Origin of the sequence: Halomonas sp. 5021 (assembly GCF_036663435.1) — a bacterium.
GTDB lineage: Bacteria > Pseudomonadota > Gammaproteobacteria > Pseudomonadales > Halomonadaceae > Vreelandella > Vreelandella janggokensis.
The window spans coordinates 13,243-35,374 of the sequence record NZ_JAXOVU010000007.1; the positions used below are offsets into that span (position 1 = coordinate 13,243).

General features: G+C 58.5%; 19 protein-coding genes. 8 read left to right on the top strand and 11 right to left on the bottom strand.

The genetic code is table 11. From position 1 onward, the window contains the following. The first annotated feature begins 18 nt into the window (after positions 1-18). Positions 19-2,550, top strand: a complete 2,532-nt coding sequence (locus tag R3F64_RS12190) for a penicillin-binding protein 1A (protein ID WP_332611683.1) — start codon at positions 19-21, stop codon at positions 2,548-2,550. 90 nt (positions 2,551-2,640) lie between these two features. On the opposite strand, the gene R3F64_RS12195 is transcribed toward R3F64_RS12190, so the two are convergent. From R3F64_RS12195 to R3F64_RS12205, 3 genes are read right to left on the bottom strand one after another with little or no spacing between them, the layout of a single operon-like run. Continuing rightward, on the bottom strand, positions 2,641-4,650 hold the full coding sequence (locus tag R3F64_RS12195; protein WP_085919595.1) for a TRAP transporter permease: 2,010 nt from the start codon (positions 4,648-4,650) through the stop codon (positions 2,641-2,643). 31 nt (positions 4,651-4,681) lie between these two features. After that, entirely contained in the window at positions 4,682-5,233 is a 552-nt protein-coding gene (locus R3F64_RS12200; RefSeq protein ID WP_199284686.1) for a DUF1850 domain-containing protein, read from the bottom strand. A 20-nt stretch (positions 5,234-5,253) separates the two neighbouring features. Then, complete coding sequence (locus tag R3F64_RS12205) at positions 5,254-6,213, bottom strand: TAXI family TRAP transporter solute-binding subunit (RefSeq protein ID WP_085919597.1); 960 nt, start codon at positions 6,211-6,213, stop codon at positions 5,254-5,256. A gap of 287 nt (positions 6,214-6,500) precedes the next feature. Between R3F64_RS12205 and R3F64_RS12210 the strand changes: the two genes are divergently transcribed. Beyond that, a complete protein-coding gene (locus tag R3F64_RS12210; protein WP_085919598.1) occupies positions 6,501-7,247 on the top strand; it encodes a sulfite exporter TauE/SafE family protein in 747 nt (248 codons plus the stop codon). Positions 7,248-7,256: 9 nt separating this feature from the next. Here R3F64_RS12210 and lhgO read toward each other — a convergent pair whose 3' ends face one another. After that, positions 7,257-8,453 carry an L-2-hydroxyglutarate oxidase gene (lhgO, locus tag R3F64_RS12215; protein WP_199284685.1) on the bottom strand — a complete coding sequence of 399 codons (1,197 nt, stop codon included), beginning with the start codon at positions 8,451-8,453 and terminating at the stop codon, positions 7,257-7,259. A 99-nt stretch (positions 8,454-8,552) separates the two neighbouring features. On the opposite strand from lhgO, the gene csiR reads away from it, so the two are divergent. The 6 genes from csiR (at position 8,553) to gabT (ending at position 15,153) form a co-directional block, all read left to right on the top strand. Beyond that, positions 8,553-9,242 carry a DNA-binding transcriptional regulator CsiR gene (csiR, locus tag R3F64_RS12220; RefSeq protein WP_199284684.1) on the top strand — a complete coding sequence of 230 codons (690 nt, stop codon included), beginning with the start codon at positions 8,553-8,555 and terminating at the stop codon, positions 9,240-9,242. A gap of 129 nt (positions 9,243-9,371) precedes the next feature. After that, a complete protein-coding gene (locus R3F64_RS12225) occupies positions 9,372-10,550 on the top strand; it encodes an acyl-CoA dehydrogenase (RefSeq protein ID WP_085919601.1) in 1,179 nt (392 codons plus the stop codon). Positions 10,551-10,620: 70 nt separating this feature from the next. Beyond that, positions 10,621-11,835 carry a CaiB/BaiF CoA transferase family protein gene (locus tag R3F64_RS12230; RefSeq protein ID WP_085919602.1) on the top strand — a complete coding sequence of 405 codons (1,215 nt, stop codon included), beginning with the start codon at positions 10,621-10,623 and terminating at the stop codon, positions 11,833-11,835. Between the two features lie 248 nt (positions 11,836-12,083). Beyond that, positions 12,084-12,890, top strand: a complete 807-nt coding sequence (locus tag R3F64_RS12235) for an EAL domain-containing protein (RefSeq protein ID WP_085919603.1) — start codon at positions 12,084-12,086, stop codon at positions 12,888-12,890. Next, complete coding sequence (locus R3F64_RS12240; protein WP_085919604.1) at positions 12,887-13,822, top strand: sensor domain-containing diguanylate cyclase; 936 nt, start codon at positions 12,887-12,889, stop codon at positions 13,820-13,822. The genes R3F64_RS12235 and R3F64_RS12240 overlap by 4 nt, the downstream gene beginning before the upstream one ends. 56 nt (positions 13,823-13,878) lie before the next feature. Then, a complete protein-coding gene (gene gabT, locus R3F64_RS12245) occupies positions 13,879-15,153 on the top strand; it encodes a 4-aminobutyrate--2-oxoglutarate transaminase (RefSeq protein ID WP_085919605.1) in 1,275 nt (424 codons plus the stop codon). A 73-nt stretch (positions 15,154-15,226) separates the two neighbouring features. Here the strand turns inward: gabT and R3F64_RS12250 are convergent, their stop codons facing one another. The 7 genes from R3F64_RS12250 to R3F64_RS12280 form a co-directional block, all read right to left on the bottom strand. Then, a complete protein-coding gene (locus tag R3F64_RS12250) occupies positions 15,227-16,531 on the bottom strand; it encodes a TRAP transporter large permease (RefSeq protein WP_332611692.1) in 1,305 nt (434 codons plus the stop codon). Between the two features lie 25 nt (positions 16,532-16,556). Continuing rightward, a complete protein-coding gene (locus R3F64_RS12255; protein ID WP_332611694.1) occupies positions 16,557-17,069 on the bottom strand; it encodes a TRAP transporter small permease in 513 nt (170 codons plus the stop codon). Continuing rightward, on the bottom strand, positions 17,066-18,085 hold the full coding sequence (locus R3F64_RS12260; RefSeq protein ID WP_332611696.1) for a TRAP transporter substrate-binding protein: 1,020 nt from the start codon (positions 18,083-18,085) through the stop codon (positions 17,066-17,068). The genes R3F64_RS12255 and R3F64_RS12260 overlap by 4 nt, the downstream gene beginning before the upstream one ends. 219 nt (positions 18,086-18,304) lie before the next feature. Next, a complete protein-coding gene (locus tag R3F64_RS12265; protein WP_008958845.1) occupies positions 18,305-18,553 on the bottom strand; it encodes a YkoF family thiamine/hydroxymethylpyrimidine-binding protein in 249 nt (82 codons plus the stop codon). 9 nt (positions 18,554-18,562) lie between these two features. Continuing rightward, positions 18,563-19,390, bottom strand: a complete 828-nt coding sequence (locus R3F64_RS12270) for an alpha/beta fold hydrolase (protein WP_085919606.1) — start codon at positions 19,388-19,390, stop codon at positions 18,563-18,565. A 110-nt stretch (positions 19,391-19,500) separates the two neighbouring features. Continuing rightward, the gene (gene dinB, locus R3F64_RS12275) at positions 19,501-20,547 is read right to left on the bottom strand and encodes a DNA polymerase IV (protein ID WP_085919607.1); all 1,047 of its coding nucleotides are present in this window, start codon (positions 20,545-20,547) and stop codon (positions 19,501-19,503) included. Between the two features lie 43 nt (positions 20,548-20,590). After that, positions 20,591-22,054, bottom strand: coding sequence for a protein adenylyltransferase SelO (locus R3F64_RS12280; protein WP_085919608.1), 1,464 nt, complete (start codon positions 22,052-22,054; stop codon positions 20,591-20,593). Positions 22,055-22,132: the final 78 nt, after the last annotated feature.

Sequence of the window (22,132 nt, forward strand, 5' to 3'; positions counted from 1 at the left end):
CACGGGTACTTTCCATTCATGACGTTTCTCCGCACCCTTATTGTGTCGCTGTTGGGCATTCTGGTCTCGCTAACCGGTGCCGTCGTTCTTGCCCTGGTCGGCGCCGCTATCTATTTCGCTCCGGGCCTTCCGGACGTTCGTCAGTTGCAAAACTTTGAATTGCACACCCCCTTGCGCATCCTGACCCGCGACGGGCGCCTGATCGGGGAGTTTGGCGAAGAACGACGCATCGAAATTGACTTCGAGGCAATCCCCGATGAGATGATCAACGCACTGACCGCCGCCGAAGACGCCAGTTTCTTCGACCACCAGGGCGTGGACCCGCGCGGCCTGGCGCGCGCCTCCCTGGAACTGATGCAGAGCGGGGGAACCATCCAGTCCGGCGGCTCCACCATTACCATGCAGGTGGCGCGCAATTATCTGCTGACGCTGGACCAAACCTTCACGCGTAAAATCCGCGAAATACTGCTCGCCCTGCAGATGGAACAGGTGTTAAACAAACAAGAAATTTTTGAACTTTATGTAAACAAAATCTTCCTGGGTAACCGGGCGTACGGGATTGCCGCGGCGGCCGACACCTATTACGACAGACCCCCGGATGAACTGACGCTGGCCGAAACCGCCATGATCGCTGGCCTGCCCAAAGCCCCCTCGGCGTTTAACCCCCTGGCCAACTCTGAACGTTCGCTGATTCGCCGCAACTGGATTCTGTTCCGCATGCGCGAGCTGGGCCACATCGACGAAGAGACCTATCGTGAAGCCGTTCAAGCGCCGGTGACCGCAGAGCGGCATTCCACCGTGCCGGAAGTGGATGCGTCCTACGTGGCCGAAATGGCCCGCCAATACGCCGTCGATCGCTTCGGGGACGATGCCTATACCGGCGGCTACCGCATTTACACGACCATCGACAGCGAGTTGCAGCCCACCGCCCGCCGCACTCTGGCCAACGGCTTGATTGCCTACGACCGGCGCCACGGCTGGCGCGGGCCCGAGGAACGCGACATTGCCGCAAGCCTGGTTGAAGCCCAGGAAGAGACCGAAACCCGGGGCCTGGAAGAAGAGCTTGCCGAGTCACCGGAAATTCGCCAAACCGCCCGCCAGGCGGCCGCGCGAAGCCAAACTGAAATCGAAGGCATTGACGGCGATGTCAGCAACTGGCTTCAGGTCCTGGACCGCACGCCTCGCTATGGCTTGCTGGAGCCAGCGATTGTCGTCGAGAGCAGCGGCCAGGAAATGGAGGTTCTGGTTGACGGCGAACTACGCCAGATACCTTGGGAAGGCTTGAGCTGGGCCCAACCTTATCTCAGCCCGCGCAGCCGCGGTGCCCAACCCAGCTCGGCGCAGGAGATCGCGGTGCGTGGCGATATGATCCGTGTGGTTGAAAATGAAGAGGGTCAGCTTCGCTTATCGCAACTACCCGATGCAGAAGGCTCGCTGGTCGCCCAAGACCCACGCACCGGGGCAATTCGTGCGCTTCAGGGCGGCTTTGACTTCAACGCCAGTAAATTCAATCGCGCCATTCAGGCCCAGCGCCAGGCCGGTTCCATCTTCAAGCCGTTTATCTACCTTGCCGCCCTTGAAGACGGCGAGATGAACGCGGCCAGCGTGGTCAATGATGCCCCCGTGGTGATGGATGACGGCAGCAACGAGCTCTGGCGCCCGGTGAATTCGAGCCGCGACTTCCAGGGCCCCATGCGCCTTCGCCCGGCGCTGGCCCGCTCACGCAATCTGGTGACCATCCGCGTTCTGCAAAGCATGGGCATCAACTACACGCTTGAATACTTGAAAGGCTTTGGCTTTGCCGAAGGGCGTCTGCCTAACGGTCTTTCGCTGGCACTGGGCAGCGCAACGCTAACACCGATGGAAATGACCAATGCCTATTCGGTGCTGGCCAACGGCGGCTTCCAGGTCTCCCCCTGGTTTATCGAACGGGTCGCTCGCCAAGGTGACGAAGAAGAGGAAACCATCGACGAGGCAAACCCGCAAGTGGCCTGCCGTGAATGTGAAGACGGTCAGGAGACGGTGGAGATAAACGGCCACGACTACCCTGTGGCGAAACGCGTCGCCGACCCCGCTGCGGTGTACATTCTCCGCGACATGATGCGTGACGTGATCGAGAGAGGCACCGGACGCGCCGCGCTGAGCCTTGAGCGCGACGATATCGTCGGTAAAACCGGCACCACCAACAGCCAGCGTGATGCCTGGTTTGCAGGCTTTAACGACGAGCTGGTCACCACCGTCTGGGTAGGCAAGGACAGCAACGAGACCATCTCCGAGTATGGTTCCCAGGCAGCGTTGCCTATCTGGATCGACTTTATGGGGCAAGCCCTGGAAGGAACGCCCCCGGCGTTGCCTGAGCGCCCGGATACGGTAATTACCGCGCGCATTGATCCGGATAGCGGCCGTCGCCTGCGCGACGACCAGTCTGGCGGTATCGTTGAGCTGTTCCATGAGGATCACCTGCCTGACTACCAAAACAGACAGATCAGCCGTGAACTGGAAGAGGCCAGTGGCTCACAAGGCTCCGGCACGGCGGAATCGATTTTCTAGCCAACCCCACTCCACGCAAAAGGCCTGGCGATATGCCAGGCCTTTTTTTATGCGGCGGTTTTTCACTGCATCGATCGGGCCGTTAGCAGGCTAGGCCGCGACAGCAGACTCCCGGCGACTGGCCAGCCAGTTGGCGATAATCGCCGCGCTCATGACGACCACCCCGGCAACTTCCGCCATCAGGTTGGGGTAGAACACGCCGACGATAGCTACCGCGATCGCCACACGTGACAGCCACCCCATGCGGGTGAACAGGTAACCTTCCAACGCAGCGGCAAAGGCGCAGAGCGCCAGCAAGGCGATCACCGCGTTCCAGATCACCAGCGGCACTGGACCGCCCACGATGATCTCCGGGTTAAACACCATGAACAGCGGAATCAGATACAGTCCCTTGGCGAACTTCCACGACTGGAAACTGGTTTCCATGGGCTTGCTGCCCGCAATGGCGGCCCCGGCAAAACCCGCAAGGGCAATGGGCGGCGTCACATTAGAGTCCTGGGAATACCAGAACACCACCAGGTGGGCAACCAGCAGCGGAATCCCGAACTCTGTCGTCAGCGCCGGGCCGACCAGCACGATCAGCACGATATAGCTGGCGGTGACCGGCAGCCCCATCCCCAGGACCAGGCTTGCCAGCAGAACCATGATGAGTGCGAGCACAATGTTGCCGCCTGAAAACGCCATCATCATCGACGAGAACTTAAGCCCCAGGCCGGTAAGCCCGACAATGCCCACGATGATCCCCGCAACGGCACACGCCATGGAGACGGCGACGGCATTGCGCGCCCCCAACTCCAGACCTTCCACAAGTTTCTTGAAACCCGCAGCGGCCATCTCCTTGATGCTGTGGGCCGTCACGGTTTCACCCTGGCGAGGGGCCACAAAGAAGAACCACAACACATAACGCAACACGGCCACCGCCACCATGGTGACGACCGCATAAAAGCCGACGCGACTGGGTGACATGCTCATCGCCAGCAGCCATACCAGAACGCCCAGCGGCAGCAGGAAGTGCCAGCCATCCTTCATCACCTGGCGCATCTGGGGCAGCTCGCTTCTGGCCATACCCTGCATGCCTTGCTTAAGCGCGATGATATGCACGAACAGGTAAACCGTTGCAAAGTACATAATCGCGGGCAGGATACTGATCTTGACGATTTCCAGGTACGGCGTATTGGTATATTCAGCGATCAAGAACGCCCCTGCCCCCATCAGCGGCGGCATGATCTGCCCCCCTGTGGAAGCAGCCGCCTCGATACCACCGGCCTGCTTGGGCTTATAACCCAGGCGCTTCATGAGCGGAATGGTAAAGGCGCCGGTGGTCACCACATTGGCGATTGCACTGCCAGAAATGGAGCCCATACCCGCGGAGGCCAAGACCGCCGCTTTAGCGGGCCCGCCCCGCTGGCGGCCCGTCGCCGCGTAAGCCATGTCGATAAAAAACTTGCCGGCACCGGTACTTTCCAGAAAAGCGCCAAACAGCACGAAAATAAAGATATAGGTCGCGGCCACGCCCAGCGGCAGACCGAAAATACCCTCCTGGCCAAGATAGAGCTGACCCGCAATACGGTCAAAGCTATAGCCCCGATGCCCCAAGATGCCAGGCAGCCACTCCCCCAGCCAGGCCAGATCACCGCGTGGCCCTGCCATCGCGTAAAGAATCGCAATCAGCCCGATCATGGTCATACTCAGGCCTACCGCTCGGCGGCTCGCCTCCAGCACGGTTACCGTGGCGATGCAGGCCACCATGATATCGGTCTGGGACCAGAAACCGGCCCGATTGATGATCTCATCGAGATACAGCACCAGATAGCCGCCAGTGATCAACGCACCGGTAAAAAACACCGCATCAAGCCCCCAGCCAACAATGCCCCTGGGACGCCCTCCGCCAAACACCGGGAACATCAAAAAGGCCAGCATCATGATCAACGCCAGGTGAATGCTGCGCTGATAAAACAGGCCCAACGGCTGGATGCCCGCTGAGTAAAGTTGAAACAGTGAGAGCCCTACCGCCACGATGGTAATGCACCACAACACAGCACGTGGCTGGACCACATTGCCGCCGGGCATTACCACCGAAGGTTGTTTTGATTCACTCATGGAGTCCTCGTCAGACGATATATCTGGCTGATTAGTTTTTCGCGTTGGCGTCAGCTGCCTCGGTCAGGCCCAGCGTTACCCGCTCGCCGGCTGCCCGGCGGCTCAGGCTGAAGCTGTGTGCCTGTCCATTGCGCTGCCAGACCAGGCGGTGGTTAACGGCAGGTGCGCCGACACGCAATACATACTGATTCCCTGGAACGGGCTCGTCGATGTGCTCGATCCAATATCCGCCCTGACCATCGGAAACCTGCTCGCCACGGCCGTAAATGTGCCCCAGGCCAGCGGCAAAGTCGGGTTGGTGGCTGCGTTCCAGTTCCATCACCCCCGCGTGATTTCGGTAACAGTCCAGGACCGTAAACTTCTCCACCGAATGCTGCCATTTCAGGCACCAGCGCGAGCCCTCGGGCATTGGCGTTTGGAAGAGCTGCTCGCCCTGCTCATCGGTCACTACCAGGAGCTCAGACGCATTAGCCGGAGCAGAGGTGGACCCCGCTCCGGCTAATGGTGAACCGGTTAGCCCCAGCACAAAGGCCGGGACTAACCTTACCGTCAGTGTCCAAGGCAGGCGTCGTAATGGTTGCATAATGATCGCCTGCGCAAGAATCAGGGACGTAGACGATCCGGAATCTCGGCGTCGACTTCTTCAAAGTAGCGAATGGCGCCCGGATGCAGAGGTACCGGCGTGGACTCCATGGTGAACTCGACGGTGGTATCGTTCGCCGCCGGATGAACCGCGATCAGTTCGTCGGTATTCTCGAACAGCAACTGGGTTAACTGATACGCCAGCTCTTCGTCCATATCCGAGTTGACCACCAGTACGTTGGGAATGCCGATGGTCTGGACCGTTTCGTCCATGCCTTCGTAGAGACCTTCCTGGAGCTGGTAGGGCGCGAACACTTCCACTGCTTCCCGCGCGTTGGCGACTTCCTCATCGGAAAGGCCGATGATACGGATGTCACGCGTAGTGGCCAGGTTCATGATGGAACTGGTGGGAGGCCCAACGCTCCAGAAACCCGCGTCGATATCGCCATCGCGAATGGCGTCAGCGGTTTCGTTGAAGTTCAGCCGCTGGGGCGTGAAGTCTTCATAGCTCAGGCCGTTGGCTTCCAGTACGGCGCGCGCATTCAGCTCGGTACCGCTACCGGGTGCACCCACGGAAACCCGCTTGCCTTCAAGATCGGCCAGCGATTCAATGTCTGAGTCGGCCAGGGTGACCAGCTGCACGGCATTCGGGTATACCGACGCCAGCGCACGGGTATTCTCGATCTGGCGGCCTTCAAAGTCGCCGGTACCTGTATAGGCCTGATAAACGGTGTCGGCCAGGGCCAGGGCCATATCGGCGTCACCGCGCATGATCAGCCCCATGTTTTCGACCGACGCACCGGTCACTTCGGCGGTGGCCTGAGCACCTTCAATATGCTCGTTGATCATCTCGGCGAAACCGCCGCCGATGGGGTAGTAAACGCCACCGGTACCGCCCGTGGCGATAGACAGTTGCTGGGCGCTGGCAGGCAGCGCAACGGCCAGGAGTGAAGCGGCAGCAGCTTTAGATAGAGTTCGCATAAGCGTTTCCTCCGTCCTGTTTGGACTTATAGGTATGGTTGACGATAGGGAGGTCATACATCCAGCTTCCGGTCGAATGGAAGCGGTCCCAGTGAAATTAGCATGCAATCGCCGTTTGATGCCAATAACTTGGCGTTAAGGCAAACCTTGCTTCAACGCTTGGCCAAGCCGAAAAGTCGTCTGCGTGCGTTTAGTTGGCGATGCTTATATGATCAATGGCTTATCGAAATTTCAGGCAAGGAGACCCCCATGCTCTATCGACACTATGCCCCTGGCAGGTGCCGCCCATGATGCTCTGGGAGGCCGCTGCGCTGGTGGGCATCGGTATTATCGCCGGGTTTATCAACGTGCTCTCGGCAGGTGGTTCGATGCTGGCACTGCCGCTACTAATGTTTCTTGGCTTGCCCACCCAGGTAGCCAACGGCACTAACCGTGTCGCCATTGTGCTGCAGAGCGTGTCCGCGATCAGCAATTTCAGACGCGCAGGCGCCTCGCATATCGGTCTGAGCTTGCGCCTTTCGGTGCCTGCCGTTGTCGGCTCGCTGGTGGGGGCGTGGCTCGCCCTGCAGGTTAGCGATGCGCTGTTCGAGGCGATCTTGATTGCCGTCATGGCCGCCTCGGCCCTGGTGATGCTGCTGCCGCAGCCCAAACTGGATACCCGCCCGCTCACCAAGGACCGGCTGACCCCGCTGATTTATCTGGCCATGTTCGTGATCGGCATTTACGGCGGCTTTATTCAGGTCGGCGTGGGCGTGCTGTTCATCATCGTGCTGTACCGCATGCTGAAAATCGACCTGGCTCAGGTCAATGTTTTCAAGGTGCTGATCATTCTCGTCTACAGCCTCCCTGCCCTGGCGATGTTCATGTGGTTTGACCAGGTGCGCTGGAGCTACGGGCTTCTGCTGGCGGTGGGCAGCATGACCGGCGCCTGGCTGGCGGTAAAGGTCAACATGAGCCCGCGGGGAGCAATGTGGATCAAATACCTTACCCTTGCGATGATCGCCGCGATCCTGCTGCGCCTGCTGTTTGGCTAAGCGCCGGGGTCAATCGATCAGCAGCGCCGCAACCTGCTTAACGATATGCGCGCCAATGGGCAATGCCGAAGTCGCCGCCGGTGACGGCGCGTTACCCACGTTGAGCGTCCGCCGGGTGTTGACGAACAGAAAGTCGTCCACCAGCTTGCCGTCTTTGGAGACCGCCTGGGCGCGAACCCCCGCCGGGTAGGGCAGCAAGTCATCCGCCGTCAGGCTGGGGCAGTACTTGCGCACCAGCTCCAGGTAGCCGCGCTTGTAAAACGAGTTTTTCATTTCAGCCAGGCCCGGCCGAAGATGCCTGCCCAGCACCTTGAGAATACCGGGGTGCGTCAACATCTGGCCCATATCGGCAAGCGATACATCGCGCTTACGATAGCCTTCACGCTTTAAAGCGAGCACTGCGTTGGGCCCGACGGTCACACTGCCGTCGATCATGCGGGTCAGGTGCACGCCCAGAAACGGCATCGTCGGGTCGGGAATGGGATAAATCAGGTGGTTCACGATGTGATTATGCTGCTCGGGCAGTTGGTAGTACTCGCCGCGAAACGGGCAGATCGTGAAGTCGGGCTTCTGCCCCAGCATGCGGATCACCTTGTCGGCCATCAGGCCCGAACACGACACCAGATAACGGCTGGTGTACGACGCCTTCGTTGTGCTCACCACCACCTCCTGGCGGCGCTCCTCCAACCCCGTCACTTCAGCTTCATAGCGGATTTCACCGCCCAGGCGCTGAAAGTCAGCGGCCATGGCCCGAGTCACTTCGGCGTAATCGACGATCCCGCTGGAAGGCACATGGATACCCGCCACGCCGGTAATATTCGGCTCGCGCTCGCGCAGGGCATCGGCTTCCAGCCATTCACGCTCGAGGCCATTGGCCGCAGTACGCTCCCAAAGCGCTTCCATGCGCTGCTTTTCGACCTCGTTCGTCGCGACCAGCAACTTGCCGCAGATGTCGTAGGCAATGTCGTGCTGGTCACAGAATTCGCGGGTAGCGCGATTACCCTCAAGGCAAAATCTGGCCTTCAAGCTACCCGGCGTGTAATACACACCGGCGTGAATCACACCACTATTATGGCCGCTCTGGTGCTGCGCGGGGCCACTTTCTTTTTCGAGCACCATCAGACGTTTATCGGGGTAGGTCTGCTGGAGCTGCATTGCCGTGGACATGCCCAGGATACCGCCACCAATAATGATGAAATCCCACATCAATCTCTTCCTCCAGGCCAAATTGTTAACATTTCCTGATAATAGCCGTTATTCTTCTGTTACCGATATTATCCAGCTTTAATCAGGGAGCCACTCGCCATGGAGCCAGACGCGCCGCGTCAGAACCTCGCCATTCGCGCCTACCGGAAGCTCAAGCACGATATTATCCGAGGCCGCTTCGCACCGGAACAGAAGCTGCTGATGAGCCGCCTCAAAGACGATTACGGGGTCAGCACCGGCCCGCTGCGCGAGGCATTATCGCAGTTGGTGGCCGACCACCTTGTGGTGGCCATCAGCCAGCGAGGCTATCGCGTTGCGCCCATGTCGCTTGCCGAACTCAACGATATCTACGACGCCCGCGCGCAGCTTGAGGGGCTCATTTTGCGCCTGGCCATCGAACGCGGCGACGATGACTGGGAAGCCGCCGTGCTGGCCGCGGCGCACCGGCTGGCCAAGGTCACCGCCATCAGCTCGCCGGATGAGCTGCTCGACGGCTGGGACCTGCGTCACAAAGCCTTTCATACCGCCATCGCCAGCGGCTGCAACTCGCCGCATCTCCTGCAAATGCGCGACACCCTGTTCAACCAGGTGGAGCGCTACCGCCATCTCTGGCTGCAGGAAACCGTCATGTCGCCCACGGCCCTGGAGCAAAAGCGCCAGGAGCATGCCACATTGGTCGACGTTATCCTGGCCCGGGATGCAGATCGAGCGTCTACCCTGATGCGCGACCATTTGATGACGCCGGTCCCCATCATTACCCGTGTGCTCAAGGCACGCGGTATCGAATAAATTCTTCGTTTTAAAAAAATGTAGATATTTTAAAGAAACGGCGATACATTGACTGTAGCATCACACCGACTGCACCGTTATTGCCGTGGTCGCTTACGGGCGTCTGCGGGACAGCACCAAGGAGTTCACATGACACACTTCAACTGGGACGACCCGCTGCTGCTTGAGCAACAGTTGAGCGACGAAGAGCGCCAAATCCGCGACGCCGCCCACGACTACTGCCAGGAAAACCTTCAGCCCCGGGTGCTCAGCGCCTTCCGTGAAGAACGCTTCGACCGCGAGATCATGACCGAAATGGGCGAGCTTGGCCTGCTGGGGGCGACCGTTTCCCCCGACTACGGCGGCGCAGGCGTCAACCACGTCGCTTACGGCCTGATTGCCCGGGAAGTCGAGCGCGTGGACTCCGGCTATCGCTCCGCCATGAGCGTGCAGTCGTCGCTGGTAATGTACCCCATCGAGACCTATGGCTCCGAAGAACAGAAACAGAAATTCCTGCCCAAGCTTGCCAGCGGCGAGATGGTCGGCTGCTTCGGCCTGACCGAGCCAGACCACGGCTCCGATCCCGGCAACATGATTACCCGCGCAGAGAAAGTTGACGGCGGTTATCGCCTGACCGGCGCCAAGATGTGGATCACCAACAGTCCGATTGCCGATATCGCGGTGGTCTGGGCCAAGTCGGCCGCCCACGACAACCAGATCAAGGGCTTTATCGTCGAACGCGGCGTGGAAGGTTTCACCACGCCGAAAATCGAAGGCAAGGTCTCGCTGCGCGCGTCGATTACCGGCGAGATCGTGCTTGAAAATGCGTTTGTGCCTGAAGAGAACCTGCTGCCCAATGTCAGCGGCTTGAAGGGACCGTTCGGCTGCCTGAACAAGGCCCGCTACGGCATTGCGTGGGGCGTGATGGGTACGTCTGAATTCTGCTGGCATGCCGCCCGCCAGTACACCCTGGACCGTAAGCAGTTTGGTCGCCCGCTGGCCGCCAACCAGCTGATCCAGAAAAAACTCGCTGACATGCAAACCGAGATCACCCTTGGCCTGCAGTCAGCGCTCCAGGTGGGCCGCCTGATGGATAGCGGCAACTGGGCACCGGAAATGGTCTCGCTGATCAAGCGTAACAACTGCGGCAAGGCGCTGGATATCGCCCGTCAGTCCCGGGACATGCACGGTGGTAATGGCGTTTCTGACGAGTACGGCGTCATTCGCCACATGGTGAACCTGGAATCGGTCAACACCTACGAAGGCACCCACGACGTGCACGCCTTGATTCTGGGTCGCGCCCAGACCGGCATTCAGGCGTTCTTTTGATCACTGTCGTTTATCACTATCTGTTAAGCACCAGGCTTTGAACACTTATCCCCCCCTTACAGGAGCCTCTATGGGCGAGCTAACCAAACCCTTGGCCGGAATCAAGGTACTCGATATCTCCCGAGTGCTGGCCGGCCCATGGTGTGGGCAAATGCTGGCCGACATGGGGGCCGACGTGATCAAGGTGGAACGCCCCGGCTGCGGCGATGACACCCGCCACTGGGGTCCGCCCTGGCTCGCGGGCAGTACCGAGTCGGCCTACTATCTGTGCGCCAACCGCGGCAAGCGTTCGGTCACGGTGGATATGGCAAAGCCCGAGGGCCAGGCACTCATCAAGCAGATGGCGGCTGACAGTGACGTAGTGATCGAGAATTTCAAAGTCGGCGGCCTCAAGAAATACGGCCTGGATTACGCAAGCCTCAAGGCCCTCAACCCGGGCCTGGTCTATTGCTCGATTACCGGCTTCGGCCAGGAAAGCCCCTACGCCCACCGCGCCGGCTACGACTTCATGATTCAAGCCATGGGCGGGATCATGAGCCTGACGGGCAAGCCTGATGAGGAACCTGGCGGCGGCCCGGTAAAAAGCGGCGTGGCGTTTACTGACATCTTTACCGGCCTGTACGCCGCCAACGCAGTGCTCGCCGCCCTCTACCAGCGCCGCGACACGGGTGTCGGCTGCCATATCGATATGGCGCTGATGGACGTTCAGGTAGGCGTGCTCGCCAATCAGGCCTTGAACTATTTAACCTCAGGCAACGTCCCCCAGCGGCTGGGTAACGCCCACCCCAATATCGTCCCTTACCAGGCCTTTGCCACCCAGGACGGCCATATGATTGTCGCCGTGGGTAACGATGAGCAGTTCAAGCGCTTTAGCTCGGTGCTTTCACTGCCCGCCCTGGCTGACGACCCACGCTTTGCCACCAACGGCATGCGCGTTCAGCACCGCGACCAATTGGTGCCCGTACTCGAAGCGGCACTTGCCCAGCGCCCCACCGACGACTGGCTGGCGGCATTTGAAGACGTGGGCGTGCCCAGCGGCCCGATCAATACCCTGGACCGGGTATTCGACGATGCCCACGTCAAAGCGCGTGGGTTAAAGCAGACGCTGCCCCACCCCCAGGCGGGCCAGGTTGATCTGGTCGCGAACCCCATTCGCATGAATGGTAAATCGATCAGCGCCAGTAAGGCGCCGCCCTATCTCGGCGAACACACCGACGACGTGTTAACCGATATTGGCATTACCCCTGAGCAGCGACAGGCGTTGCGCGATGCAGGTATTATCTGAATCTGACCGATTTCATTTAAACGCCTAGCCAACCGTACACTGGTTAACTACATCTTAGGCTACTGTAAAAAGCAGCCTATACCGGTGCTTTTGGTTGATGTCCGTTATCACCAAAATACTGTACAATACATATACAAAAAGCTTACAGAGAGTTAGTCTATTTGTACGACTAACCTGCTATTGTTTGGCCAAGTAGGCAATGCCGCGCTTGTTTTGTTACTGGCGAGCGCCAGAGACCTGGAGATACAATGAGTCAGTGCGCGCGCACAAACGGAACCTGCAAACGCTGCGAAGGCGAGCTGCCCTTCGATTTCACGATGGCCTTTCAACCCATTGTGGATGTATCGCTTGCCAAGATTGACGCCTATGAGGCTCTGGTACGGGGCCCGCAAGGTGAGTCTGCCTGGAGCGTTATTTCCCAGGTGACCGACAGCCTGCTCTATCACTTTGACCAGGCGTGTCGAGTTAAAGCCATTGAGATGGCAAGCGCGCTTGATATGCCGACAGCGCTGTCGATCAACTTCCTGCCCAACGCTGTATACGAACCCAGGGCCTGCATCCAGGCGACACTGGACGTCTCTAAACGCGTGGGTTGGCCAACCGACCGACTGATCTTCGAAATCACCGAAACCGAGCGCGTGCGTGACAGGCAGCATCTATGCAACATCATTGATGCCTATCGCTCGATGGGTTTCAGAACGGCCCTGGACGATTTCGGCAATGGTTACGCCAATCTGGACCTTCTGACCGACCTCGCCCCCGATAAAATCAAGATAGACCGTGAACTGGTGATGAACTGTGACCAGGATCATAGACGCCAGTCGCTGCTTCGCTCGATCATTCAACTGGCCGATGAACTAGCGATCAAACTGATTGCCGAAGGCGTGGAAACCCACGCAGAGGCGTTGTGGCTGGCCCGTGAAGGCATTGCCTGCCAACAAGGGTTCTACTATGCACGACCGGCCGTCAATGCCTTGGCTGACGATAAAGCCTTAAAGCTGCGCCTGATGGCGCTACGCGAAGAATCACAGCAGGTCAGCGAAGGTACCCAATGACTAGTTACGCCTCGCCAGACATTCATCAGCTTCTGGACCAATCAAAACGCAATACGGAAAACGTCATCAAGGCGGCACCGCTGGGTATCTGCATCACCGACCCCCATGGTTATTTTGAAATGGTCAACCCGGCGTACTGTGACTTTTACGGTTATGCCGAAGAGGAGTTGCTCGGCCAGCACTTCACCATGGTCGTTCCCGATGCCAACCGCGAGACGCTCCAGGCCCTCCACGACTCGTTTATAGGGGGAGAGGAGAGACATGAGCTGCGTCAGGAGTGGGAGGTCATCGGTAAAGGTGGCAAAACGCATACCATTATCGCCGAAGCCGCACGCATCATCGGCTTCGACGGCCAGCCACGGAAAGTCACCTTTATTGTCGATATCACCCAGCGCAAACGGCTGGAAGAACGCCTTCAACGGGCGAACGAGCGCCTGCATTACCTCGCCCACCATGACGAGCTCACCGGCCTGTTGAATCGCCGGGCCGGCTTGCAGCGCCTGGAACAGGAGCTAAGTCGAAGCTCGCGTTATGGCAGCCCACTTAGCATTGCGATGTTTGACCTGGATAATTTCAAGGCGATCAATGATACCTACGGCCATAGCGTAGGCGACGATATTCTCCAGGAAGTAACCGCTAAAGTGAACGAGACACTGCGCGAAACTGACTTGCAGATTCGCCTGGGCGGCGAAGAGTTTCTGGTCATCATGCCCGAAGTAAATGCAGAAAATGCGCGGCAGGCCATGGAGCGAGTGCGCGCTGCCGTTGCCCAGACAACGTTTACCCAGCGGGCCTTGACGGTTACGCTCTCCGCAGGCGTGGCAGGTTATGTTGAGGCCTCCACCACCCGGTTACTTGATCATGCCGATAAAGCCATGTATCAAGCTAAACAGTCGGGTCGCAATCGCGTTGTGGTCGCTTCATCCATGTAATCCTGCCTATTGCGCACTATGCTGAAGCCTATCCCCATCAACTCAGGAGTTGAGCTATGAGTAATGCCGAGTTAAACGAGTTAAAAAACAAGTATGTCGCTGCTGGTGCCGCAAGCCCCGCCACCGCCTTTGCCGCGCGCGCGGAAAACTCTGAAGTATGGGACGCCGATGGCAATCGCTTTATCGATTTTGCCGGCGGCATTGGCGTACTGAACGTCGGCCACCGCCATCCCAAGGTCGTGGCGGCGGTCAAAGCCCAGCTCGACAAGGTGATGCACACCTGCCAGACGGTAATGCCCTATGAAGGCTATGTAAAAGTCGCCGAGAAGCTGAGCCAGATCGTTCCGGTACGTGGCCACGCCAAGGTAATGCTGGCCAACTCAGGCGCTGAAGCGCTGGAAAACGCCATCAAGGTTGCCCGCGCGGCCACAGGTCGCTCCAATGTGGTCTGCTTCGACGGCGGCTACCACGGCCGTACTTTCTACACCATGGCCATGAACGGCAAGGTCGCGCCTTACCAGACCGACTTTGGCCCGATGCCGGGCACCGTTTTCCGCGCACCTTACCCCGTGCCCTACCACGGCGTAAGCGAAGACGAAGCCATCCGTGGCTTGAAAATGGCGCTGAAAACCGACGCCAACCCCAAAGATACCGCCGCTATCGTGCTTGAGCCGGTACTCGGTGAAGGCGGCTTCTACCCAGCCTCCACCAGCTTCCTGACCAAGATCCGTGAAATCTGCGATGAGCACGGCATCTTGATGATCATCGACGAAGTACAGTCGGGCTTTGGTCGTACCGGCAAGATGTTTGCCATCGAGCATAGCGGCGTAGAGCCAGACATCATGACCATGGCCAAGAGCATGGCCGACGGCATGCCGATCTCCGCGATCGTGGGTACCGACAAGGTCATGGACGCCTCTGGCCCCAACTCGCTGGGCGGCACCTATACCGGCAGCCCGACCGCCTGTGCGGCTGCACTTGCGGTAATGGAAGTGTTTGAAGAAGAGAACATTCTCGAGAAGAGCCAGGCGCTGGGCGAAAAGCTGGCGCAACGCTTCAGCAATTGGGAAAGCAAGTTCGCCTGCGTTGATAACAGCCGCAACATGGGTGCCATGGCAGCCTTTGAGCTGGTCTCGGACAAAACCGACCGTACGCCCAACCCTGAACTGGCCGCGGCGCTGTGCAAAAAAGCACGTGAAGAAGGGTTGATCCTGCTTTCCTGCGGCATGTACGGCAACACCATCCGCTTCTTGATGCCCGTCACCATTCAAGACGATGTGCTCAATGAAGGGCTGGATATTATCGAGTCCTGCCTGGATTCGCTGGTATAAGCGTTATCTTTATATCAGACCAAAACGCCGCCCAATTGGGCGGCGTTTTACTTTGAATGGACTCCTATCCGGCTTATTGCGCCATGAAACGTGGTAGCCACAAGGCAATATCCGGCCATACGCTGATGATCAGTGCCGCTACGCACATCAGCAGGAAGAAGGGTAGCGCGGCCAAGGCCACCCGGCTGATGCTTTCCCCCGTCAGGCTTTGCAGCACAAACAGGTTGAAGCCGACCGGAGGCGTTATCTGGCCAAGCTCGATCATGATGATCAGGAAGATTCCGAACCAGATCGGGTCGAACCCTGCCAGCAGCACGATAGGCAGCGTAATCGGCAGGCTCATCACGGTGATAGAAATCCCGTCCAGGAAAAGCCCCAGCACCACATAGAAAACAGCCAGCGCCACCAGCAACATCATCGGGCTGAAGTTTTGCGCGGCGATCCACTCGGCAAGCTCCCGTGGCAGATGCAGATAGCCCATCGCCGTGGAAAGCAGCGTTGCGGTAATCAACAAGCTGCACACCATGATACTGGTGATTAAGGTGCCTCTGAAAGCCTCAATAAACAGCCGGATGGTAAGCTGGCGCTCGACGCCGAGCAGTACCAGCGTCGCAGCCACACCTACCGCCGCCGCCTCCGAGGGCGTGGCAATACCACTGTAGATAGACCCGATCACGATGCTGATCAGCACGAGCACGGGCAGCAGAAGTAGAATGGATTGCCCTACGCTCTGGCCAGACGCCGCCTGCTTGGGAGCCAGCGACGGCGACAGATAGGATCTTGCGCCAATAAAAACGCTATACAGCAGCGCGATCAACAGGCCCGGCACTACACCGGCCATGAACAGCTGACTGATGGAGACTTCCGCCTGAACCCCATAGACGATCATCACGATCGAAGGCGGTATCAACAACCCCAGGCTCCCCGCACCCGCCAGAGAACCGATCGAGAGATTGCGATCGTATCCCCTCGTTTTCAGCTCCTGGGTGGTGATTTTACCAATTGTCGCGGTAGTCGCCGCGCTAGAGCCGCTCACCGCCGCAAACAGCGTACAGCCAAGCACGTTGGTGTGGAGAATGCCGCCCGGCAAATGGCGGGTAATCGGCACCAGCCCTTTGAAAAGCCGCTCGGAGATGTTGGAGCGAAAAATCAGCTCGCCCATCAATATAAACAGCGGGATGGCCGATAACTCCCAGCTGTTGCTGGCACGGTAGAGAATTCGCGAAAAGATCAGGCCAATACGATCAGCATCGAAGTCGCCAAAGAGCCAAAGCGAGCCGATGGACACAGCCAGCATGGACGCAAAAATCCAGGTGCCCATCGATAAAAAGAACAACAGCAGTACGCCGACCCCGACAGCCGACCAAAAAATATCCATAACGCCATTCCTATTAGTCGCTGCTTCAATTGACGCTAGGCGAGTAGCCTGAACGCAGAACCATTATTTTTAGGGCTCTGACTAACAGCGTGATGGAGATCAACCACATGCCCACGAGGATGGCGCTCTCCGGCAGCCAAATGGGCGTCTCTGCCATGGTTTCACTGACGGTGCCGCGGCTATAGCTACGCTGAACGTTCTGAAACCAGAAGGTCGAGAGCCATACAAAGCAGCCTGCCGTTACCAAGCTGCTGAATAGCTCCAGCGGCCAGCGCATGCTTTCAGGAAAGCGCTCCAGCAGCAGCGAGACACGGATCAGCCCGCCCTTCTCCAGAACATAAGGCAGGCCCAGAAATGACATCGTGGCCACGGCATAGCCGATATACTCATCGAGGATAAACGTCGAGTGACCAAACAGCCTGAGCGCTATCTCTAACAGGATGTGGCCGAGCATATAAATAATCAGCAGTACGGCAATGACAGCACCGACTCGATTGAGCAGTTGAGAGATACGCTCGATGATATTGAGCGCCCTCATTCGGCGCCTCGGAACTCACTCAGGATAGACTCGCCGTCATCACCAGTATTCTCCAGCCAGCTCTCGACAACGCCACTGGCGGCTTCCTTGAGCGGCGTCAGCAGCTCGTCCGATACGGGATCGCTGATTTCCACATCGTGCTCACCCAGCGTCTGGTAGTTCTCTTCGGTACGCGTTTCAACCGCTTCCCAGTTATGTTGGTCGGTCTGGCTAGCCGCTTCCATGACCGCATCCTGTTGAGCGTCGGTAAGCGATTCGAACGCATCGCGATTCATGTGCACCATGTTAAGAGGAATGGCGTACTGAACCCCGGCAAAGTAATTCTGGTGCTCCCAGAAGCTCGCATTGGCCCCTGCTTCGGCGGACGTTAACACCGCCTCAATACCGCCGGTGGCCAGTTGGGGGACCACGTCGGCCCAGGACAGGCTGACCGGCGAAGCCCCTACATTTCTAAATGTCTCGGTACCGTTACGGTCAAAGGTGCGTATCTTCAGATTCTCGAGACCGTCCTGGCTCACGATCTCGTCTTCAGACCAGATGCCGCTCGGCGGCCAGGGCGAAGCATAGAGCAGCACCTGATTGTTATTGGCGAATACTTCTTCGTAATAGGGTTTTGCGATGTCATAAAGCCGCCGCGCATCGGCAACGTCGTCGACAATAAAGGGGAGCGAAGAGAGGAGAAAGATAGGATCGATACCGCTCATGGTGCCCGAGAGCGTATCCGCTATCTCGACAGCCCCATCGGCCACGCCATAAAAATGATCACCGGAATTAAAGCCCAGCGAGCCACCTGTATGCAGCGTGATATCAATATCACCATCAGTTAATTCGGCAAGCTTATCAATGAAATAGGCGTCGCCCTGAGCATGAATGGAAGACGCATTATACTCGTTGGAGAAGTCCATACTGACCGATTGCGAATGGGCATAGCCACTGACGATTAACGCCCCTAGCGCAACCGAAATCTGCTTTCCCGAATGTCGGAATTTATTATGAAGATCAGTATGCTGTAACATTCCTTTAACCCCATTTTTTAATTGGCACGGGGGTTAGGTTACAGCCATTTAGGGCCCACTTATTTCCTATAGCGACGCGCACGGACCAAAGAGCGACATGCTGCTTACAGCTTGTCGCCTGGAAATACACGCAAGTAAACAATGACACTTTGCGCCAACGCCTAATAGACTGGCGCCTAAGAAGGTAGGCTCCTGGCGGCTGGGTTGGCGAAAAACAATTTAACGAGGCCGCCGGTCACCCTCGAGAAAATTAGCCGTAAATACCGCTTTTCCATGGGTTTCGAACGACCACTTCATGACATCGCTCAGCGCTGCCATCACCTCGTCGAATTCACCAAACACCTGGGTACTCATCCGGTTAGGATGAACCTCCAGGCCTGTTGCTTCCAGGCGTTTTACCACTTCTTTCACCACCGGCTTGAAATCATCGGCCAGTGGGTAATAGCTAAGCTGTACAGAAAGATACATAACGTCTCCTTACGCTGTGCGGGAAGACTGACTCGTCTTGGCCATGCGATGCCAGACATCCAGGATAGCGTCGCGGGTTTCCTCGGGGTGCTCCATGGGGAACATGTGCGTGCCGGGAACACGGCTCACCTCGACCCCATAGCGCTTCAAGCGCTGAATGCGCGACGCCGTCAACAAGTGTGAGTTGTCGCCCGCCACGACCTCTACCGGGACGCTCAACCGACGCGGCAAACGGGTCAAGTGGTCCGGCAAATGACGGAAAATCTCTACCTCGATGCGCGGGTCAAACGTCAGTTCGGCACTGCCGTCGGCCAACACTCGGGTTCCTGCTTCAATGTAGTCGTTGAGCGCGTCCGGGGTAAAGCGCCGGAACAGCCCCCGGCGACGCAGCGAATTGGCCATGGCCTCACGACTCGGCCATACCGTGCGCCGGCCCAGGGTTTTACCCGCAGGTGTTACCCGGTCGACAAACCCAAAGCGTTTGGCAGCTTTCATCGCCCAGGCATCCCGTCCCAGCATCAAAGGTGGATCGAGCATGATCACGCCGCAGAAGCGTTCGGGCTGTTTATCAGCCGCCATCGCCATCAGTGTGCCGCCCAGCGAATGCCCGACACCAAGCAATGGCTTATCGCTATCGGGGAGGTAGCTCAGCAACTCATCCACCAGGTTGCCCCAGTTATGATTGACCGGGTAATCCGGATGGTGCCCCAGGCGATCCAGCGGGTGCAGATCAAAGGACTCGGCCAATGGATCAAGTAGGCTGCGATAGCTCAAACCGGGAAAGCCATTGGCATGGGCAAACACTAAGCGAGGGCGTGATGAGGTATCAGCAGGCATGGCAGGGCTCATGGTGAAGTCGATAAGTCAGTGTTAGAAACTATCTATCATACATCTGTTTTAATTCACTCTGTGCGCAGCGTCAATCCGATTAGGCGTTAACAGGCTAATTAAAAAAGCGCCAGCTGTTGCACTTGCGTGTTCTCCGCCAGCCGATACCCTACGCCCAGCAGGCGCACGGGTCGCTCGCCACGGTGCCAGCCCACGTTCAGCAGTGTTTCGAACTGAGCCAGGTCCGGCGCGGGGTCTGCGTGCTCTACGGTGGTTTGGGTGAAGTCGTTGAACTTTACTTTAACGATTAGCCCGCGCACTCCGAGCGGCGGGTCCAGCCTTGCGTAGCGGCGCTCTAAATCCTCGATCAGCCCCGGCAGTTCATGGCGACAGGCCTCAAGAGTGGGCAAGTCCTGAGCATAGGTTTGCTCGGTGCTGATCGATTTGCGCTCGCGGTGGGTTTTCACCGGTCGATCGTCTCGCCCCCAGCTCAGTTCATGCAACCGCCGCCCGAAACGGCCGAAGTGCTCCACCAGATCCGTGAGTGTCCGAGCGCGTAAATCGGCACAGGTATGAATGTCCAGACCCGCCAGTTTCTCCGCCGTACGCGGACCCACGCCGTGGATTTTTTTCACCGAGAGCTGCTGTACGAAGCCGTCCACCTCATCCGGCGTGATCACGCAGAGGCCGTCGGGCTTGTTCCAGTCGCTGGCGATTTTGGCCAGAAACTTGTTCGGCGCCACACCCGCCGAGACGGTAATGCCTACCTCGCGGCTGACCCGCTCACGTATCGCCTCGGCCATGAGCGTCGCACTACCGTGATGCTGAGTAACCCCGGAGACATCCAGGAAAGCCTCATCCAAGGAAAGCGGCTCGATAAGCTCGGTAACGTCGCGATAGATGGCAAATACCTGCCGCGCGACGGCTTTATACTTGGCCATATCGCCGCGAATGACCGTTAAATGCGGGCAGCGCTTGAGCGCCTGGGCCATGGGCATCGCCGAGTGAATGCCGTATTCGCGGGCGGGGTAATTGCAGGTGGCGACCACCCCGCGCTGCTCCACGCTGCCGCCAATCGCGATGGGAATATCGCTCAGCGCCGGGTTGTCGCGCATCTCCACCGCCGCGAAAAAACAGTCACAGTCGCAGTGAATAATTTTGCGCACTGGCTAGCCTTTAAACTGTAAAAAAACACAGCCTACCACAGCATCAGGTACCGCAGAACGTCCGCAGCACCTGCTCGCTTTCGGTGGCGGGTGCCGCCAAGCGACGCGCTTCAACGGTGTCTTCAAACGGCTTGGTCACTACCGCAAGTAGCGTATGGAACGGCGTGAAATCGCCCTCGACCGCGGCATCAATGGCCTCTTGAACGCGGTGGTTGCGGGGAATCACCACCGGGTTGGCGCGCTGCATGGCTGCCAGGCGGTCGGTGTTTTGGCTTGCCACCTGGGCCGCCTGCCACTGGCTGAGCCATTCGCCTAGCGCCTCTGAGTTCTGCGTTAGCGCCAGCACGTCCTCACGCCTCTGGTCACTGGGCGACGCGACGTATTGCGTCAGCGCATCAAAGGTGGCGGTCATGTCCATCCGGCCCTGGTGCATCTGGCTTTCCAGCCCTTCCATCAACGCCTCGGCCTGGTCACTTTCCGCTTCCAGGCCTAGCTTATCGGCATGCAAGCGGCGCTGTTCGGCGTTAAACAACGTATCGAAATGGCGGATAGCATCGGTGGCTTTTTCAACCAAGGCATCGCCCTCACCGTCTATCAGCGGCAGCAATGTCTCGGCGAAGCGGGCCAGGTTCCACTGGGCAATCGCCGGTTGGTTGGCAAACGCATAGCGGCGGCCTTCATCGATGGAGCTATACACCTTCTGCGGATTGAACTGCTCCATGAAAGCACAGGGGCCATAATCGATGGTCTCCCCTGCCAGGCTGCAGTTATCGGTGTTCATCACCCCATGAATAAAGCCGACGCTCAGCCAGCGGGCAATCAATTCTGCCTGGCGGGCGACAACTGCCTCAAGCAGCGCCATGTAGGGGTCGTCTGCCGAAGCAGCCTCCGGGTAATGGCGCTCAATGGCATGATCCGCCAGGGCCTTTAGCGCCGCTTCATCCTGACGGGCAGCGATAAATTGAAACGTCCCGACGCGAATATGGCTGCTGGCCACGCGGGTAAATACCGCCCCCGGCTCGGGCAGTTGGCGCACCACCCGCTCACCGGTGGTAACGGCCGCCAGCGCGCGGGTGGTAGGAATCCCTACGGCGGCCATAAACTCGCTGACCAGATATTCACGCAGCACCGGCCCCAAGGGCGAGCGGCCATCGCCACCGCGGGAAAACGGCGTACGGCCGCTGCCCTTGAGCTGCACATCACGGCGCTTGCCGTGCTGGTCGACGACTTCACCCAGCAGTAACGCTCGGCCATCGCCCAGCTGCGGCACAAAGTTGCCGAACTGGTGGCCCGCGTAGCCCAGGGCACCCGGTTTGGCCCCGGGCGGTAACTGATTGCCACTGAACCACTCGGCAAGCGTGGTGGTATCAGGGATGTCCTGCGCGCCCAGTTCTCGGGCGAGCGGCGCATTAAACGCAATCAACTCCGGGCGGGCAACCGGCGTTGCCTGGCTGGCAACCCAGAGCGGTTCCGGTAAGGTGGCATAACGATGTTCAAATGACAGCATGAAACGATCCACGTGCTAGCGAATAAGGTATGTCCTAATACCCTAGCATTTTACTCAAGTAAACGCCGAGACAAAGCT

Bases quoted from the DNA above. Each gene is read 5' to 3' on its own strand.
- R3F64_RS12260 (WP_332611696.1), bottom strand. From the start codon at position 18,085: ATGTTACAGCATACTGATCTTCATAATAAATTCCGACATTCGGGAAAG.
- gabT (WP_085919605.1), top strand. From the start codon at position 13,879: ATGAGTAATGCCGAGTTAAACGAGTTAAAAAACAAGTATGTCGCTGCT.
- R3F64_RS12270 (WP_085919606.1), bottom strand. From the start codon at position 19,390: ATGCCTGCTGATACCTCATCACGCCCTCGCTTAGTGTTTGCCCATGCC.
- R3F64_RS12225 (WP_085919601.1), top strand. From the start codon at position 9,372: ATGACACACTTCAACTGGGACGACCCGCTGCTGCTTGAGCAACAGTTG.
- R3F64_RS12255 (WP_332611694.1), bottom strand. From the start codon at position 17,069: ATGAGGGCGCTCAATATCATCGAGCGTATCTCTCAACTGCTCAATCGA.
- R3F64_RS12250 (WP_332611692.1), bottom strand. From the start codon at position 16,531: ATGGATATTTTTTGGTCGGCTGTCGGGGTCGGCGTACTGCTGTTGTTC.
- R3F64_RS12195 (WP_085919595.1), bottom strand. From the start codon at position 4,650: ATGAGTGAATCAAAACAACCTTCGGTGGTAATGCCCGGCGGCAATGTG.
- R3F64_RS12240 (WP_085919604.1), top strand. From the start codon at position 12,887: ATGACTAGTTACGCCTCGCCAGACATTCATCAGCTTCTGGACCAATCA.
- R3F64_RS12200 (WP_199284686.1), bottom strand. From the start codon at position 5,233: ATGCAACCATTACGACGCCTGCCTTGGACACTGACGGTAAGGTTAGTC.
- lhgO (WP_199284685.1), bottom strand. From the start codon at position 8,453: ATGTGGGATTTCATCATTATTGGTGGCGGTATCCTGGGCATGTCCACG.
- R3F64_RS12190 (WP_332611683.1), top strand. From the start codon at position 19: ATGACGTTTCTCCGCACCCTTATTGTGTCGCTGTTGGGCATTCTGGTC.
- R3F64_RS12210 (WP_085919598.1), top strand. From the start codon at position 6,501: ATGATGCTCTGGGAGGCCGCTGCGCTGGTGGGCATCGGTATTATCGCC.
- R3F64_RS12230 (WP_085919602.1), top strand. From the start codon at position 10,621: ATGGGCGAGCTAACCAAACCCTTGGCCGGAATCAAGGTACTCGATATC.
- R3F64_RS12205 (WP_085919597.1), bottom strand. From the start codon at position 6,213: ATGCGAACTCTATCTAAAGCTGCTGCCGCTTCACTCCTGGCCGTTGCG.
- csiR (WP_199284684.1), top strand. From the start codon at position 8,553: ATGGAGCCAGACGCGCCGCGTCAGAACCTCGCCATTCGCGCCTACCGG.
- R3F64_RS12235 (WP_085919603.1), top strand. From the start codon at position 12,084: ATGAGTCAGTGCGCGCGCACAAACGGAACCTGCAAACGCTGCGAAGGC.
- R3F64_RS12280 (WP_085919608.1), bottom strand. From the start codon at position 22,054: ATGCTGTCATTTGAACATCGTTATGCCACCTTACCGGAACCGCTCTGG.
- R3F64_RS12265 (WP_008958845.1), bottom strand. From the start codon at position 18,553: ATGTATCTTTCTGTACAGCTTAGCTATTACCCACTGGCCGATGATTTC.